Raw genomic sequence first — 15,525 nt, 5'->3', positions numbered from 1 at the left:
AAAATGGCGGACAATCATGGTGCACGGACAAGGCGAACCATTAAATAACCATGGCTCTTAGCCGTTCAGTATCGTGCGGGCGCCATCGTCGTCGCTCGTACCTGACCGGCGGAGTCCAGATGCTCAAGAGAATCGATGTTGCTGACGTGAAACTCGGCATGTTCATTCACAAACTTGAAGGGCCGTGGCTCAAGCATCCGTTCTGGCGGACGAAATTCCTGCTGACCGATCCCCAGATCCTCGCCGACCTGCGCGCCAGCGAGGTTGAGGGCGTGATGATCGACATCGACAAGGGCGATGATGTCGCGGGTGCGGGCGGTCCGCGTCCGCCGACGACGACGCTGCGCCGACCGCTCGTGGCGGCAGGCTCCTCCGCCCCCTCGGGCGGTGTCGGTCTTGCCGAGCGGGTGCGCATGGAGCGGCTGCGCAAGCTGGTGCCGGAGCGCGCGAGCGGATCGAACGTCGTTCCGTTCAATCCCCGCTCCACGACGGCCTTGAGCGTCGGCGCGGAGGTGGGCCATGCCAAGGCCGTGGTGGCGCGGTCCAATCGCGTGATGAGCGCCGTCTTCGAGCAGGCCCGGCTGGGCAAAGCCATCTCGCGCGGGCAGGTGGAGCCGGTGATCGAGGATCTCTTCGCCTCCGTGCAGCGCAATCCGCACGCCTTCAACGGCCTGATGCGCATCCGCCGCGAGAATAGTTCGCTTTATGCACACGGCCTGGCGGTGAGCGCGCTGATGATCGCGTTGGGCCGCCAGATGGGCCTCGATGATGCTCGGGTGAAGGAAGCCGGGCTGGCCGGGCTGCTGATGGACGTGGGCATGGGCCATCTGCCCATCGACGTGGCGACGATCAGCGACGATTTGAGCGAGGGCGAGCGCAAGATCGTCGAGACGCACACCACGCTTGGCTATGAGTTCCTCCAGATGGGCGGCGAAATCGCCGAGGATGTCGCACTGGTCTGCCTTGAGCATCACGAGCGCTGCGATGGCTCCGGTTATCCCAACCAACTGACTGGCGAGAATATCAGCCTGTTTGGCCGCATGGCGGCCGTATGCGACGTCTATGACTCAATGACGTCCGACCGGCCGCATCGGCCACGGATCGACCCCAATGCCGCGCTCGGCCTGATGCGGGGCATGGAAGGCGAGCTGGATGACGAGATTCTCGATCACTTTATCGAGAGCGTGGGCGTCTACCCCATCGGCTCGGTGGTGCGCCTGAGCAACGGGCGCCTGGCGCTGGTGGTGGAGCAGAATGTCGGCGAATATACCACGCCGCGCGTCTGGAGCTTCTACGACATCGCCGCGCGCCGGGTGATAAAGCCGGAGGATATTGACCTGCGGCTGTGGAAAGGCCGCGTCGAGATCGCCTGCAGCGATGACGCTGCCGACTACGGGATCGACGATTTTCCGGCACTGCGAGAGATGGTCTTCAATGCAGCCTGCAAGGCGCTGCAATAAATGATGTTTTAGCTCGGATTATCGCCGGGCCAGCTCCATCAACCGGACAAGATCGGCCATGGTCTGATTGCTGGGCGCGGGGACGCCGACCGCTTGGGCGCGGTCGCAGATGGCGCCGTTGATGAAGTCGATCTCGCTGGCACGGCCGGCAATCATGTCCTGCAGCATGGAAGCCTTGTGACCGCGATGTTCGGCCAGCGCATGGTTGATGCTGGCGGTGATGCGAGCATGGTCGACCGTCACCCCATGGGCCTTGGCCGTGGCCACCACCTCGTCGACGATCGCTGCGATGATGCGGCGGCCGGGGGCGTTGTCCACGCCGGCATTGGGCTGGCCGGTGACGGCGCCGAGCGGGTTGAGCGCAGCGTTGAAGGCGACCTTTTCCCAGATCGCGACATCAATGTCCGTGCTGTAGCGCGCGTCGAAACCGGCGCGGGCGAGCAGGGCGGTCGCGGCCTGCGCCGCTTGCGCGCCGGCCGGCGTCATCGCGCCCAACTCGACATGGCCGGTGCCGTGGGATTCCACACCATTGAGGCCATGGAGGTCGGCCGGAAGCGCGGCAATCCCCTTGAGGATCTGGTCCTGAGGAAAACTTTCCGCCACAATCTCCGGATTGCCGAGGCCATTCTGGAGCGTGAGCACATAGGTGCCGCTGGCCGCGAGATGCGCGATCGACTGGATCGCCGAGCGGCTGTGCATCCCCTTGGTAAAGAGCAGAGCGAGATCGATGGGCGGCTGGGCATCGGCCGCAAGTCCGGCCCGCAGCGAGATGGTGCGCGTGCCATTGTCGTCGGTGAGGTGGATGCCGTCCCGGTCGATCGCTTCGATGCGGGTCTTGTCGACATCGATGAGCAGCACGTCCGCGCCGCTCTCGGCAATGCGTGCCGCGAACAGGCAGCCCATCGAGCCCGCGCCGATCATCAAAATGGACTGCACCTGCGTCTCCTTATTCCATGGCTGCCCGGCAGCACTCACGCGCGGCCCTGATGGCGTCCGGTCCGGCATGGGTCAAGCCGCTTGGCGCCGATCCTCCGGCGGGTTACCCTGTTTGCAATGCGTAACGCTCAAAGGCGCACGGACCATGAGGAGAGGCGGGCATGAAAAATTTTGCGGGCAAGGTGGCCGTCGTGACGGGCGGGGCGAGTGGCATTGGCCTCGGCATGGCGCGCACGTTCCTCGCCGAAGGCATGAAGCTCGTTATCGCCGATTACAATCAGGACCATCTCGATGCCGCCCGCGAGCTGATGACGGGCAACAATGCCACGCACTTCATCAAGGTGGACGTGACCGACCGGGCCGCCCTGCGCGCAGCGGCGCAGGAGGCGCTGGATATGTTCGGCAGGATCCACCTGCTGGCCAATAATGCGGGCGTCGGTGGCGGCGGTGCGGCGGATGATCCAGACTTTGAGGATTGGGACCGGACCATCGGCATAAACCTTGGCGGGGTGGTGAACGGCTGCAAGATCATCGTGCCGATCATCAAGGCGCAGGGTGAGGGCGGCCATGTCATCAACACAGCCTCCATGGCCGGCATGGTCCCGCTGCCCGGCGCCGGCGCCTATGCTGCGAGCAAATATGCCGTGCGCGGCTATACCCAGACGCTCCGGCTCGATCTCGCGCCGCATGGCATCGGCGTGTCCTGCCTCTATCCGGGCGCGGTGGAGAGCGCACTGATGCCGGTGCCGGAGGATGACAGCAGCGCGCCGCCGGGCGAGGAGGGTGTGTTCGTCAAGCGCTTCTGGGCCGCGATGCGCGCCGCCATGGATCCTCTGGAAATGGGCCGACTGGTGGTCGAGGCGATCCGCGAAAACCGCCCGCACATCCTCACGCACAGCGAATTCCTGCCGGAAATGCGCGCGATGCATCAGGATCTGGAAACCGCCTTCGTGACCGGTCTGCCGGTGCCCGAGGCACGGAGCAGTTTCGAGCGCTTCAGGCACGAGACGGTCGCGCGGCTCATGGCGATGGACGTGATCGACTGACCACCACCCATTGGGCGGGTCAGCCTGCCTGATGCGCCTGTTTGGCGTGGCGGGCGAAATTGTCGAGGATCGCTTGCCAGCCGTCCCGCTGCAAATCGCGGCTATGTTCGTCCTCCGGCTCGAACTGCACCTGAACATGGGTGCCATTCGCTGCAGACGCGAACGTCACGCGGGCGGTGCGGTCTCCGAACGCATATTCAATCAGGCGCTCCGGCTCGATGCGGGTGTAGGTGCCCGCGAAATCGAAGCCCACGCTGCCATCCTTGGCTTCCATGCGTGAGGAGAATGCGCCGCCTTCGCGAAGGTCGACGCTTGCTGCCGTCGTATGCCAGTCGTCGGATGCCGCATTCCACTGCATGATGTCTTCAGGCGTCGTGTAGCACCGCCAGACATGATCGATGGGCGCCTCCACAAGCGCTTCGACGGTGATCATTTCGCTGGTCATGATGGCTGATCTCTCCTTGCCGGCAGGCGTTCGCCTTCTCATCCGTTTGCGATGCCTCTCGGTCCATCCTCCTGCATGTCGGAGCGCCCTGTCAATGCAGCATGAGGCAGGGATCGATCCGGAAAGTGGCCATCGCATGCTTGCGCCTTCGCGTACCAATCGCCAATTAAGGCGCCACGAAGAGGACGTTCGATCTTAGGAGATTCGGCATGGAAAATTTCAACAAGACGATCAAAGGCATAAAGGATCGCGGCGCGGCGCAGTTGTTCATCGATGGCGAGTGGCGCAAGAGCAGCGGCACCAACGAGTTGTCGGTGGTGACCCCGCATGACGAGGAAACCGTCCTCACCTATTTCGAGCCGACCACGGCGGACGTGGACGTCGCAGTCGCCGCCGCACGCAAGGCTTTCGACACCGGCCCGTGGCCACGCATGGCGCCCGCCGAGCGCGGCGTGTACCTCAAGAAGGTCTCCGACATTCTGATGGCGCGCATGCCCGAGCTGGCCGAGGCCTGGACGGGCCAGGTCGGCGCCGTGATCGGCTTCTCCAGCAAGGCCAGCTATCAGGTGCCCGGCCTGTTCAAATTCTATGGCGAGCTGTGCGACAGCTACAAGTTCGTCGATGAGCGCATCGGCTCGATGGGCGGCAACAAGGTGCGCGTCGTGAAGGAGCCGGTCGGCGTCGTCGCGGCGGTCACGCCGTGGAACGCCCCGCTGGTGCTGCTGGTCTACAAGGTCGCAGCCGCGCTGGCCGCAGGCTGCACCATGGTCTGCAAGCCTTCGCCGGAAACGCCCATCGACGCGCACATCCTTGCTGAAGCGATCAAGGAAGCGGGCATCCCCGCCGGCGTGTTCAACATGCTGCCGGCCGGGCGCGAGGTGGGCGACCACCTCATCCGTCATCCGGGCATCGACAAGATCAGCTTCACCGGCTCGACCGCAGCGGGCAAGCACATTGCCGGCGTCGCGTCTGAGCGTCTCGCCCGCGTCAGCCTGGAGCTGGGCGGCAAGTCGGCGGCGATGATCCTCGACGATGCCGATATGGACCATGTGCTCAAGAGCCTCGTGCCCTATTCCATGCCGATCACCGGGCAGGTCTGCTTCTCGCTGACCCGCGTACTGGTGCCCAAGAGCCGCAAGAGCGAGATCATCGACGCCTATACGAGCGCCGTCTCCAAGGTGAAGGTCGGCGATCCGTTCGAGGCCGATACCGGCATGGGCCCGCTCACCATGCAGCGCCAGCTTGAGCGCGTGCAGGGCTATATCGCCAAGGGCAAGGCCGAGGGGGCCAAGCTTGCGCTCGGCGGCGGCCGCCCGGCCGACCTCAACCGTGGCTTCTTCATCGAGCCGACCGTGTTCACCGACGTCGACCCGAGCATGACGATCTTCCAGGAGGAGATTTTCGGCCCGGTCGTCTCGTTCGTCGATTATGACAATGAGGCGGACATGATCGCCAAGGCCAATGACACCGTCTACGGTCTGCACGGCGCAATCTACACGCAGGATGCCGAGCGCGGCTTCGCCGTCTCGCGCGAATATCGCGCCGGGTCGGTGACGATCAACGGCATGATGGTGGACATTCACATGCCCTTCGGCGGCTTCAAGCAGTCCGGCCTCGGTCGCGATGGCGGCATCGAAGGTCTCGAAAACTACACGGAGACGAAGGCGGTTTACTTCGCCTGATCTGGTCGGACGCCCGCCCGCGATTGTTGCGGGCGGGCGCTGGCATCAGGGACTTACAAGCAAGAAAAGCGCGTGCTCCTGCGAAGGCAGGAGCCCAGGGCGATAGCGCGTTGCGGTTGGGCCCTGGGCTCCTGCCTTCGCAGGAGCACAAGTTGTGCATCAGGCCCGCGCCAAGCTCAACGACATCTCCCGCCGCCTAATCATCGCACCCACCAGCGCCAGGCCTCCCATCATCATGGCCCAGCTTGCGGGTTCGGGGACGAAGGAGCCGAAGCGGATATAGGGGAAGGGTTCGGCCGGCCAGCTCTCATCCTGCCACATGCGCGCGCTGGTGATCGTCAGGTCGGCGCGATCAAACACCTCGTAGCCGGACATGAAGACGCCGCCGCCCTGCGTGGCGTGAAACAGCCCATCGAAGGGATCAACCGTCTCCGGCCCGAACGAAAAGCCGATGTCCCAGCGCGTCACATGGCCGAACAGGGCGGAATAGGTGAAATCGCCGGGCATGGTGCCACCGCCATTGCCGCCCACCGCGAGATCGCCGCTCGCGAAAAACGTCGTCTTGCCCAGATAGGTCGTGGTCTGCGCGACCTGATCGATCCGGTACACATCGGCAGTGCCGCTGATCTCGAATGGGGTGATGGCATGAGCGGGGAGAGACAGGGTGGCCAGAGCGGCCGCGAGCACAGGCTTCAACATGGAACGCCTCCCTAAAGGATGCGCCAGACTGTCTCATTTTCGAAGATGCGCCTAGAGCGCGGCAGGCCGGGCGGCACCGGCCTGCCTTTGTTTCGAGTTACTTCAGCGCATCGCTCAGGCCCGGCAGCATCTCCGCGCCGGCCAGCACCTTGGCGCTCGACTCCTTGACCGTGGCGCCGATTGGCTCTGCCCGCCCGCCGAGGCAGGCCGAGAGGAAGCTCTCGGTGATCGCATTGAAGGCGATATTATTCTGCGGCTTGGCGAAGCCATGGCCTTCGTCCGGGTAGAGCACGTAAGTCACCGGAATGGCGTTGGCCTTCATCGCCTCCACGATCTGGTCGCTCTCCGCCTGCTTCACGCGCGGATCATTGGCACCCTGACCGATGAGCAGCGGCTTGCTGATCTGGCCCGCCTTGTGCAGCGGCGAGGCTGCCTTGAGCAGCGCCAAACCCTCGGGCGTGTTGGGATTGCCCATGCGCTGGTGGAATTGCTCGATGCCGGCGGTCCAATAGGGCGGGATGGTGTTCAGCAGCGTCTCCAGATTGGAGGGGCCGACGATATCGACCCCGCACGCGAAGGCATCCGGCGTGAAGGCGAGACCGGCCAGCGTCGCATAGCCGCCATAGCTGCCGCCCATGATCGCGACCTTGTCCTTGGCCGTGATGCCCTTGCTGACCGCCCAATCGACCGCGTCGATCAGGTCGTCATGCATCTTGAGGCCCCATTGCAGGTTGCCGGCCGTGATGAAGCTTTTGCCAAAGCCGGTCGAGCCACGGAAGTTGACCGACAGCACGGCATAACCGCGATTGGCCAGCCACTGGTGATAGCTGTTATAACCAAAGCTGTCCCGCGCCCACGGGCCGCCATGGACGAGCAGGACCATCGGCGCCGGCTTGTCCGGCACGCCGTCGCCATTGGCATCGCTGCCGGGCGGCAGGGTGAGGTAGGAGACCAGCGCAAGGCCGTCGCGTGCGGGGATCTCCCGTGCATGCATGGGCACCAGCGGCGCGCCTTCCAGATCGGGGCGGCTAACATAGAGCTTGGTGAGCGCGCCTTTCTTGCGGTGGTACAGCCAGGCGGCGGCCGGCGCGGTGACCGGATCGTTGTAGATCGTCCAGACGGTATCGTCGCGCGTGCGGGAGGTGACCTGGAAATCGCCCTTCAGCCGCTTGCGCAGCCACGCCAGCGACTGGCCGACGTCGGGGTCGATCGCCGTCCATTCGGTGGTCAGATACTCGACCGAATATGCCTCGATCTCGCCGGTCACGGGATCGGCCATGGCGCCGCCCACATCGGCCTTGTCATTGGCGGCGAGCACCTGGCTCTTCCCCGTGGCGACGTCCTGCGCGATCAATGCTGCGGTGTCGCGGCCCCGGCTGTCCAGCCAGTAAAGCGTCTTGCCATCCGTGGTGAAGCCGGCGGGCTGGGTGGTCAGGGCATCTTCCAGCGTGGTGCGGGAGAGGGGCTTGTCTTCCACGACGTTGTTCGTGACCCGGAAGAAATCATAGCCACCCTCGGCATTGGGACGCAGCGCCATGCGCAGCACGAGATTATTGTCGGCGAGGAAGCCGGCATAGCCATCGCCCCGGATGACCTCGGTCAGCGCGCCGGTCTTCAGGTTGAGGCTATAGACATCGTGCCAGCGCTCGTCGCGGTTGTTGATGCCGACGAGAATGCGGTCGCTGATCGTGGTGGAGGTGCCGACGATCATCACGCGCGTCTTCTCGAAGGGCGTGAGCAGCTTCTCGGTGCCGGTGGCGACATCGACCCCGTAGAGCAGGTAATTCTCGTCCCCGCCCTTGTCCTGCACATAGAGCAGCATGGCGGAATCGGCCGTCCAGTAGTGCACGCCGATGGGCCGGTCCTTCTCTGCCGTCATCGGCTTGGCCTGATCGGGATGGTCGGCCGGGGCGACCCAGATGTTCATCACGCCATCGCGCGGCGCGAGCCAGGAAAGATATTTGCCATCCGGGCTCACCCGCAGCTGGGCGCGGTCCGGGTTGCCGAACAGGCGCTGCCGCTCGATGATCGGCGCATCCTGCGCGAAGCTCGCCGTCGCGGGCACGCCGCCGCCGGCAGCCAGTATGAAACCAAGGGCAAATGTCGTCACGCAGGTCGGCCTCTTCATAAAGCATGTCTCTCGATGGGCCGGTCATCCGCTGGGAAAGAGGGGAGCCGGCTGTTTCGGAATAGCGCGAGCATATCGAATGGTTCCGCGACGGGCTAGCCGGCCGAGGCTTTTGGATGGCGGGCTAAGGCGTGCGGCAGCCGTCAGGGGGTTTTGCCGACTAGAATTTGTGCGCCATGAGCCTATGGGCTTTGCCGGGATGGGCCTAAGGGTGCCTGCCAGACATTCATCCGATTGGGGGATAGCAATTGAAAAAGACCGGTCGCCTTGCCTGGCTGAAGGTCGACCGCTTCACGCTGATGCTGCTGGGCACGCTGTTGCTGGCGAGCTTTTTGCCCGCGCGCGGGAGTCTGGTTGCGGCGGTGGATCTGCTCGGCAAGGTGCTGGTGATTGCGCTGTTCTTCATCCACGGCGCGCGTCTGCCGCGCGAGGCGGTGGTCGGCGCCATCGGCCAATGGAAGCTGCAACTGCTCATCCTCGCGGCGACCTTCGCATTGTTTCCGCTGATCGGTATCGCCCTCAAGCCGCTCTCCGGGCCGGTTATCGAGCCGATGCTGTTCACCGGCATTCTCTTCCTGTGCTGCCTGCCCTCGACAGTGCAGTCGTCCATCGCGCTGACGTCGATTGCGCGGGGGAATGTGCCGGCAGCGGTATGCGCGGCGGCAGCTTCCAATCTGGCCGGCGTGGTCTTTACACCGCTGCTGACTGGCCTGCTGCTGGCGAGCAGCGCGGCGATCAACATGGATGCCGTCTGGGCGATCGTGGGTCTGATCTTGATCCCCTTCGCCATCGGTCAGGCGCTGCACGGCTGGATCGGCGCCTGGCTGCTGCGCCACAAGATGCTGACCTCCTTCGTGGACCGCGGCGCCATATTGGTGATGGTCTACGGGGCGTTCGGCAAGGCGGTGACCGGCGGCCTTTGGCAGGCGATCTCCGGCATCGACATCGCCATTCTGCTCGGCTTCTGCCTGCTCATCCTGGCCGTGGTCGTCATCGTGCTGCGGCTGGCGGCGCGGCTGACCGGCCTGGCGCGTCCTGACGAGGCTTCGCTTGTCTTCTGCGGCTCGGTCAAGTCGCTGGCGACGGGCGTGCCGATGGCGAATGTGCTTTTCCCCGCAGCCATGGCCGGCGCCGTCGTCCTGCCGGTAATGATGTTCCACATCGTCCAGCTCGTGACCGGCGCGTTTCTGGCGCGCGCCTATGAGCGCCGCGCGATTGCGGCGGCACCGGACGAATCCTGACTGGTCAGTGAGTCAAAGGCCGGGCGAGGGCGCGCCACTGCCCTGGCGTCGTCTCGAACCGGCGCTTGAAGGCGCGGGCGAAATGGGCCGGGTCTTCGAAGCCGTTGGCAAAAGCGATCTGCGAGATCGAGGCGCCCGCCCAGCGTGCGTCGCGCAGATCGTCAGCAGCGCGTTGCAGGCGGCGATTCCAGATTTGTCCGGTGATCGAGACGCCGAGCGCATCGCGCATCAGCTGATCGAGTCGGCGGCGGCTAATATGCTGCGCCTGCGCGATCTGTTCGGCGGTCAGGCCGGGGATGGAGAGATTGAGCTCGATATAGTCGAGCGCTTTCTGCACGCGCCAGTGGACATTCTCCAGCTCTACCGCGAGGCCGGAGGTGGCGCCAAGGAGCTGGATGACGGCATTCATCGCCGCGTGCTGCTGCGCCTCACGCAGGTCGCCCGCCACGCGCAGCAGGTGCAGCACGGTATGAGCGAGCAGGGAGGTGCCGGCATCACGTCCGGGAATGAGCGTCGCGACGAGATGCTCCATGTCCGGGAAACGGCTCATGACCAGCGCGCGCGGCATCCGCAGCAGCAACAGCTGGCTGTAATCCAGACCGCACAGGCGGAATGGGTAGCGCTCGTCGATAAAGCAGATGTCGCCCGGCGCCATTTCGCACTGGCGTTGCCGTTGGGTAGCAAGAGAGCTGCCTTCCGCCTGCAACATCATGGTAAGAAACTGGTGGGATTCCGGGCTGCCGGTGGGCGCGTATGTCACCTCGGCCGGGGCGGAGGACACGGCGAACAGCGCGCCCGGGCCAACACGGCGATGCAGGATCGCTCCGATTGTGGGATTGGCCTCGATCGCCTGTACGCACAGGCCGGGAAAAACATTCGGCGCCGCGCCAGCCCATATGTCCGCGCGCTTGGCCCGATCAAAGCCGCTCAGGTCGACAACCGAGGATAGACCCTCGAGATTGACTGCTTCCATCTCCTCAACTCCGATCCTGTATTGAGACAGGTGCCGAGCCTTGTCAAAGCAAATGGTCAGACATCCGCGCTTATTTATCGCGGCGTTGCCAAGGCCGGGCCGATCCGGCATGGCCCGGCCCCATGATGACCCACTATCGCTTTATCGTGCTGCTTAGTGGCACCAGTCTGCTGCTCTCCATGCCCCTTCACGCGCAGGAAACCGGCCCGGATGTGGTGGTGCTGGGGCAGGGGCTCGCGCTGCCGCCGGGCACGCCGGCTTATGGATCGGTGACGCTCGAGAAGACGCGGCTGGCGGAAGATGCATCCGGCACCATCGAACATGCATTGGGCGATGTCGCCGGCTTCCAGCAGTTCCGCCGGTCGGATAGCCGCTCGGCCAATCCTTCGGCGCAGGGCGTCACGCTGCGCGCGCTGGGCGGCAATGCGACCAGCCGGGCGGTCGTGCTCCTCGATGGGGTGCCGCTGGCCGATCCCTTCTTCGGTTCCATCCCGTTCAATGCTTTGCCGCTCGACGGTATTGGCGCGGCGCGGATCACACGGGGTGGCGGGGCGGGGAGTTTCGGGGCCGGCACGGTCGCCGGCAGCATCGAGCTGTTCAGCGCCGATCGCACGCAATTGCCGCGCTATAGCGCTCGCGCGCTCTATGGCTCGCGCAATGCGCAGCAGATCGAGGCGAGCCTTAGTCCCGATCTCGGCAATGGCTTCGTCTCCATCTCCGGTAGCTATGCCCGTGGCGATGGTTTCTGGACGACGCCTGCGGACCAGCGCGTCGCGGCCAGCGTGCCGGCGGGCTACGAGACATGGGCGGTGAGCGCGCGCGGTGTCGCCGCCGTGGGCGAGTCGAGCGAGATTCAGGCGCGCATCGGCCTGTTTCGCGATGACCGGACCTTGCGCTTCGCCGGGGCCGATAGCGCGCAGGAAGGGCAGGACGCCAGCCTCCGTTATGTCGGGCGCGGCGACTGGCAGGTCGAGGCGCTGGGCTATGTGCAGCTGCGCAACTTCAGCAATATCGTGGTCAGCGCGACGAGCTTTCGCCTGACGCTGAACCAGCGCAACACTCCGTCGACAGGGCTCGGCGGCAAGCTGGAGGTGCGCCCGCCGGTGGGTGAGGATCATCTGCTGCGGATCGGCGCCGATAGCCGGTTCGCGAGCGCAGACATGTTTGAGGAGGCGCTCAACGCCACGACCGGCGCCGCCACCGCGCGGCGTGAAGCCAGCGGCCGGCAGGTCACGAGCGGCATTTATGTGGAGGATGACTGGTCGCTCGGGCGCCTCATCCTGACCGGCGGCGCGCGCCTCGACTATTGGCGGATCAGCGGAGGGCGCTTCACCGAGCGAACGCCGGCCTCAGGGGTGGTCAGGACGGTGACCTATGCCGACCGCGAGGATTGGGAGGGCAGCTTCCGCGCTGGACTGATCTGGCAGGCAACGCCGGGAGTGGCTTTGCGTGCAGCGGGCTATACCAGCTTCCGCCTGCCGACGATCAACGAGCTGTATCGCGGCTTCACGGTGTTTCCGGTGACGACGCAGGCCAATGCCGATCTCGCCCCCGAGCGGCTGCGCGGTGTCGAGGCCGGGTTCGATCTGACCCCGGCGCCCGGCCTGACGCTCTCTGCCACCGCCTTCTACAATCATCTGGCCGATGCCGTCGCGAACGTGACGATCGGCACCAATCTGCGCCAGCGCCGCAATGTCGATGCGATTGTGGCGAAGGGCATCGAAGTGAGCGGGACGATGACGCTGGGGGACTTCGATCTCGCGGCATCCTATGCCTATAATGACAGCCGCGTGGAGGCGAGCGGCGCGGCGGCCCAGCTCGATGGCCTGCAACCAGCACAAAGCCCGCGCCACGGCGCCAGCGCCACGCTGGGCTGGCACGCTCCCGGCAACGCCCGCCTCGCGCTCACCGTGCGCCATGTCGGCCCGCAATATGAGGACGATCTGCAGGCCGACCGGATGCCCGCCGCAACCACGCTCGACGGCTATGCCCGCGTGCCACTGACCGGCCGGGTGGCGCTGGTCGGCCGGGTCGAGAACCTGTTCGACGAGCGCGTGGTCACCCGACAGGTCACCTCGACCAATGGCGCCGTGAGCACAGACCTCGGCACACCGCAGACCTTCTGGATCGGCATCCAGATCGCGGGATAGCGCCTCCGTCGCGCTCGCATATTTGAGCGGCCTCTTGCGCAGCGGGGCCCTTGTCCGCATTCTGCCCATTGTTGGGCATGTTGGAGGACGTGATGGGGACTTACGCGGGGGTGCGCTATTCCATGGTGGCGATCTGGCTGCACTGGATCATTGCGCTGCTGATTATCGCCAATATCGCGATCGGCCTCGGGCACGATCCGCTGGGCGCGGTGATCCCCGGCGTCATGAATATTCACAAATCCATCGGGCTGACCGTCCTCGTCCTGTCCGTACTGGCGCTGCTCTGGCGCCTGATGAACAGCCCGCCGCCGCTGCCGACGACCATATCCCGACGCACCAAGCGCGCGGCGGCGTTGATGCATCGTCTGCTCTATGCCCTGATGATCCTCATGCCGCTCACCGGCTGGATCATGTCCTCGGCAGGGCCGCGTCCGCTCAACTGGTTCAATGTCTTCGACGTGCCCAAATTCGCGGTGGCGCGAGGCGATGCCATCGTGAACGTGGCCGGTTCGCATGAGGTGCTTGGGCTCATCTTCGGGGCGCTGGTGATCGGCCATATCGGCGCGGCGCTGTGGCACCAGTTCATCCGCCGGGATGGGCTGATTATTAGGATGGTGTGACGCTGCGGGCGTAACCTGCGGGGGATATGAAAAACCCGGCCGGAGGGCTGCTTCGGCCGGGTTTATCGATGCTCTGAAGGATTGGGCGGGTCAGGCAGCCTTTGCTGCAGCATTCTGGCGGCGGTGATAGGCGTTCACGACCGACAGCACGGCCTTCACCGATGCCGTCGCCACGTCTTCATCCGTACCGACCCCGAAGAATGTGGTGCCATCATCGGTGCGGCATTCGACATAGGCCGCCGCGAGGACGTTGCCCCCGGTGCCGATGGCGTGCTCATTATAGTCGACCACGTCGAGCCCGATGCCGAGTTCATCGCGCAGGGCCGAGAGGACCGACGAAATCAGGCCGTTGCCCCGGCCCGATATGCTGCGCTCCGTGCCATCATGGACGATCTTGCCGGTGAACACGCGGTTCCCGGCGGGCCCGCTCTCGACATAATCGACCAGCGCATAGGGCTGCGCGCCGGTGAGGCAGTAATGCTGCTCGAACGCCTCCCAGATGTCGGCGGCATGCAGCTCACGGCTGGACTTGTCCGCCATGTCCTGCACCACCTTGGAAAAATCGCCCTGCATCCGCTTGGGCAGCTTGAGGCCCTTGTCCTGCTGCAACACCCAGGCGACGCCGCCCTTGCCGGACTGCGAGTTGACGCGGATCACGGCTTCATAGGAGCAGCCGATATCCGCCGGATCGATGGGCAGATAGGGCACGTCCCAGATCTCGTCATTGCGCTGTTCCTGCGCGGCGAAACCTTTCTTGATCGCGTCCTGATGGCTACCGGAGAAGGCGGTGAACACCAGATCGCCCGCATAAGGATGGCGCGGGTGGACGGGGAGCTGGTTGCAGTAGGTCACCGTCTGCACGACCTCTTCCATGTTGGAGAAGTCGAGGCCCGGCGAGACGCCCTGCGTGTAGAGATTGAGCGCCACGGTCACCAGATCGCAATTGCCGGTGCGCTCGCCGTTGCCGAACAGGCAGCCCTCGACGCGATCGGCGCCGGCCATCAGACCCAGCTCCGCCGCCGCCACGCCGGTGCCCCGGTCGTTATGCGGGTGCAGCGAGATGACCACGCTGTCGCGGTTCCGGATATGGCGGCAGAACCATTCGATCTGGTCGGCATAGATATTGGGCGTCGCGGCCTCGACCGTGGCGGGCAGGTTGAGGATCAGCGGCTTCTCTGGCGTCGGCTGGAGAATGTCCATCACTGCCTCGCAGCACTCCAGGCTGAAATCCAGTTCAGCGGTGGAAAAGGTCTCCGGGCTGTACTCGAACCGCCAATCGGTGTTCGGCTGCTTGGCGGCCTCGTCGCGAATGATCTTGGCGGCATCGACGGCGATCTGCTTAATCTGCGGCCGCTCCATGTTGAACACGATCCGCCGCCACGCCGGAGAGACGGCGTTGTAGACGTGGACGATAGCCTGGCGCGCGCCCTGCAGGCTCTCGAAGGTGCGCTCGATGAGGTCGCGGCGGGCCTGCGTGAGCACCTGGATGATGACATCGTCCGGGATGCGGCCCGATTTGACGAGGCCGGAGATGAAATCGAACTCGGTCGCGCCCGCCGAGGGGAAGCCGACCTCGATCTCCTTGAGGCCGACGCGGGTCAGCAGCTCGAAGAAGCGGGTCTTCTTCTCGGTATCCATCGGATCGATCAGCGCCTGATTGCCATCGCGCAGATCGGTCGAGAGCCAGCGGGGCGGCTGCGTGATCGTGCGCGAGGGCCACTGCCGGTCGGGCAGGTCCACTTGCGGGAAGGGACGATATTTCTGTGACGGGTCGCTCAGCATCATGGTTCGGACATTTCATTGTTCACAGCCAAATGCACGCAGGCGCTATCCATTTGCACTGATGAGGATCTGATTCTGTGGCTAAAAGGCCCTTAGGCGCAGCGGGCCGCCTGCGGCAACCGCTTGGGTATCGCGCCTAAGGGCGCGTAAGTCGCGTAAGGCGAAGGGCCAGCCAAAAGTCCATGCGCGCTCCCATGCACGGAAAATCACCATCCGTCCAGCATGAAGTAGGAAAACGGCGGTAATCGGCCATATTTTTCGCGGTGCGTCAATCCGCTGCAGCGCCTTGCCCAGATATTTTTAACCGCGCGGAACGCGATCGTCCCTCCCGCGATTTTTACTCTTGATTTTGAATTTCCCCGG

Annotated in this window: 12 protein-coding genes; 6 read left to right on the top strand and 6 right to left on the bottom strand. The window is 64.7% G+C overall.

Features of this window, described 5'->3' with window-relative positions:
* The first annotated feature begins 119 nt into the window (after positions 1 to 119).
* A complete protein-coding gene (locus M2336_RS14850; RefSeq protein ID WP_264573081.1) occupies positions 120 to 1,460 on the top strand; it encodes an HD-GYP domain-containing protein in 1,341 nt (446 codons plus the stop codon).
* Positions 1,461 to 1,478: 18 nt separating this feature from the next.
* On the opposite strand, the gene M2336_RS14845 is transcribed toward M2336_RS14850, so the two are convergent.
* A complete protein-coding gene (locus M2336_RS14845) occupies positions 1,479 to 2,396 on the bottom strand; it encodes a ketopantoate reductase family protein (RefSeq protein WP_264573080.1) in 918 nt (305 codons plus the stop codon).
* Positions 2,397 to 2,557: 161 nt separating this feature from the next.
* On the opposite strand from M2336_RS14845, the gene M2336_RS14840 reads away from it, so the two are divergent.
* Positions 2,558 to 3,442: an SDR family oxidoreductase gene (locus M2336_RS14840; RefSeq protein ID WP_264573079.1), complete on the top strand. Its 885-nt coding sequence runs from the start codon at positions 2,558 to 2,560 to the stop codon at positions 3,440 to 3,442.
* A gap of 19 nt (positions 3,443 to 3,461) precedes the next feature.
* Here M2336_RS14840 and M2336_RS14835 read toward each other — a convergent pair whose 3' ends face one another.
* Positions 3,462 to 3,887, bottom strand: coding sequence for an SRPBCC family protein (locus M2336_RS14835; RefSeq protein ID WP_264573078.1), 426 nt, complete (start codon positions 3,885 to 3,887; stop codon positions 3,462 to 3,464).
* A gap of 209 nt (positions 3,888 to 4,096) precedes the next feature.
* On the opposite strand from M2336_RS14835, the gene M2336_RS14830 reads away from it, so the two are divergent.
* Entirely contained in the window at positions 4,097 to 5,569 is a 1,473-nt protein-coding gene (locus M2336_RS14830) for an aldehyde dehydrogenase (RefSeq protein ID WP_264573077.1), read from the top strand.
* Positions 5,570 to 5,728: 159 nt separating this feature from the next.
* Here the strand turns inward: M2336_RS14830 and M2336_RS14825 are convergent, their stop codons facing one another.
* On the bottom strand, positions 5,729 to 6,268 hold the full coding sequence (locus M2336_RS14825) for a PEPxxWA-CTERM sorting domain-containing protein (protein ID WP_264573076.1): 540 nt from the start codon (positions 6,266 to 6,268) through the stop codon (positions 5,729 to 5,731).
* A 97-nt stretch (positions 6,269 to 6,365) separates the two neighbouring features.
* On the bottom strand, positions 6,366 to 8,396 hold the full coding sequence (locus M2336_RS14820) for a S9 family peptidase (RefSeq protein WP_264593167.1): 2,031 nt from the start codon (positions 8,394 to 8,396) through the stop codon (positions 6,366 to 6,368).
* 248 nt (positions 8,397 to 8,644) lie between these two features.
* Here M2336_RS14820 and M2336_RS14815 point away from each other — a divergent pair, with 248 nt between their 5' ends.
* The gene (locus tag M2336_RS14815) at positions 8,645 to 9,637 is read left to right on the top strand and encodes a bile acid:sodium symporter family protein (protein ID WP_264593166.1); all 993 of its coding nucleotides are present in this window, start codon (positions 8,645 to 8,647) and stop codon (positions 9,635 to 9,637) included.
* A 4-nt stretch (positions 9,638 to 9,641) separates the two neighbouring features.
* Here the strand turns inward: M2336_RS14815 and M2336_RS14810 are convergent, their stop codons facing one another.
* Positions 9,642 to 10,610 carry a helix-turn-helix domain-containing protein gene (locus tag M2336_RS14810; RefSeq protein ID WP_181559957.1) on the bottom strand — a complete coding sequence of 323 codons (969 nt, stop codon included), beginning with the start codon at positions 10,608 to 10,610 and terminating at the stop codon, positions 9,642 to 9,644.
* Between the two features lie 122 nt (positions 10,611 to 10,732).
* Between M2336_RS14810 and M2336_RS14805 the strand changes: the two genes are divergently transcribed.
* Together M2336_RS14805 and M2336_RS14800 are read left to right on the top strand one after the other, a co-directional pair.
* Positions 10,733 to 12,760 carry a TonB-dependent receptor gene (locus tag M2336_RS14805; RefSeq protein ID WP_413716183.1) on the top strand — a complete coding sequence of 676 codons (2,028 nt, stop codon included), beginning with the start codon at positions 10,733 to 10,735 and terminating at the stop codon, positions 12,758 to 12,760.
* A 92-nt stretch (positions 12,761 to 12,852) separates the two neighbouring features.
* Entirely contained in the window at positions 12,853 to 13,380 is a 528-nt protein-coding gene (locus M2336_RS14800; protein ID WP_264573074.1) for a cytochrome b, read from the top strand.
* Between the two features lie 90 nt (positions 13,381 to 13,470).
* On the opposite strand, the gene leuA is transcribed toward M2336_RS14800, so the two are convergent.
* On the bottom strand, positions 13,471 to 15,165 hold the full coding sequence (gene leuA / locus M2336_RS14795) for a 2-isopropylmalate synthase (RefSeq protein WP_264573073.1): 1,695 nt from the start codon (positions 15,163 to 15,165) through the stop codon (positions 13,471 to 13,473).
* Positions 15,166 to 15,525: the final 360 nt, after the last annotated feature.

Origin of the sequence: Sphingobium sp. B1D7B (genome assembly GCF_025961965.1) — a bacterium.
Lineage (GTDB): Bacteria > Pseudomonadota > Alphaproteobacteria > Sphingomonadales > Sphingomonadaceae > Sphingobium.
The sequence above is the reverse complement of the archived record's forward strand: the minus strand, read 5'-3'. Positions and strand labels throughout refer to the sequence as shown.

What these genes read in the sequence shown, in the direction of transcription:
- M2336_RS14850 (WP_264573081.1), top strand. Translation starts at nt 120, where the DNA reads ATGCTCAAGAGAATCGATGTTGCTGACGTGAAACTCGGCATGTTCATT.
- M2336_RS14840 (WP_264573079.1), top strand. Translation starts at nt 2,558, where the DNA reads ATGAAAAATTTTGCGGGCAAGGTGGCCGTCGTGACGGGCGGGGCGAGT.
- M2336_RS14835 (WP_264573078.1), bottom strand. Translation starts at nt 3,887, where the DNA reads ATGACCAGCGAAATGATCACCGTCGAAGCGCTTGTGGAGGCGCCCATC.
- M2336_RS14830 (WP_264573077.1), top strand. Translation starts at nt 4,097, where the DNA reads ATGGAAAATTTCAACAAGACGATCAAAGGCATAAAGGATCGCGGCGCG.
- M2336_RS14825 (WP_264573076.1), bottom strand. Translation starts at nt 6,268, where the DNA reads ATGTTGAAGCCTGTGCTCGCGGCCGCTCTGGCCACCCTGTCTCTCCCC.
- M2336_RS14820 (WP_264593167.1), bottom strand. Translation starts at nt 8,396, where the DNA reads ATGAAGAGGCCGACCTGCGTGACGACATTTGCCCTTGGTTTCATACTG.
- M2336_RS14810 (WP_181559957.1), bottom strand. Translation starts at nt 10,610, where the DNA reads ATGGAAGCAGTCAATCTCGAGGGTCTATCCTCGGTTGTCGACCTGAGC.
- M2336_RS14805 (WP_413716183.1), top strand. Translation starts at nt 10,733, where the DNA reads ATGATGACCCACTATCGCTTTATCGTGCTGCTTAGTGGCACCAGTCTG.
- M2336_RS14800 (WP_264573074.1), top strand. Translation starts at nt 12,853, where the DNA reads ATGGGGACTTACGCGGGGGTGCGCTATTCCATGGTGGCGATCTGGCTG.
- leuA (WP_264573073.1), bottom strand. Translation starts at nt 15,165, where the DNA reads ATGATGCTGAGCGACCCGTCACAGAAATATCGTCCCTTCCCGCAAGTG.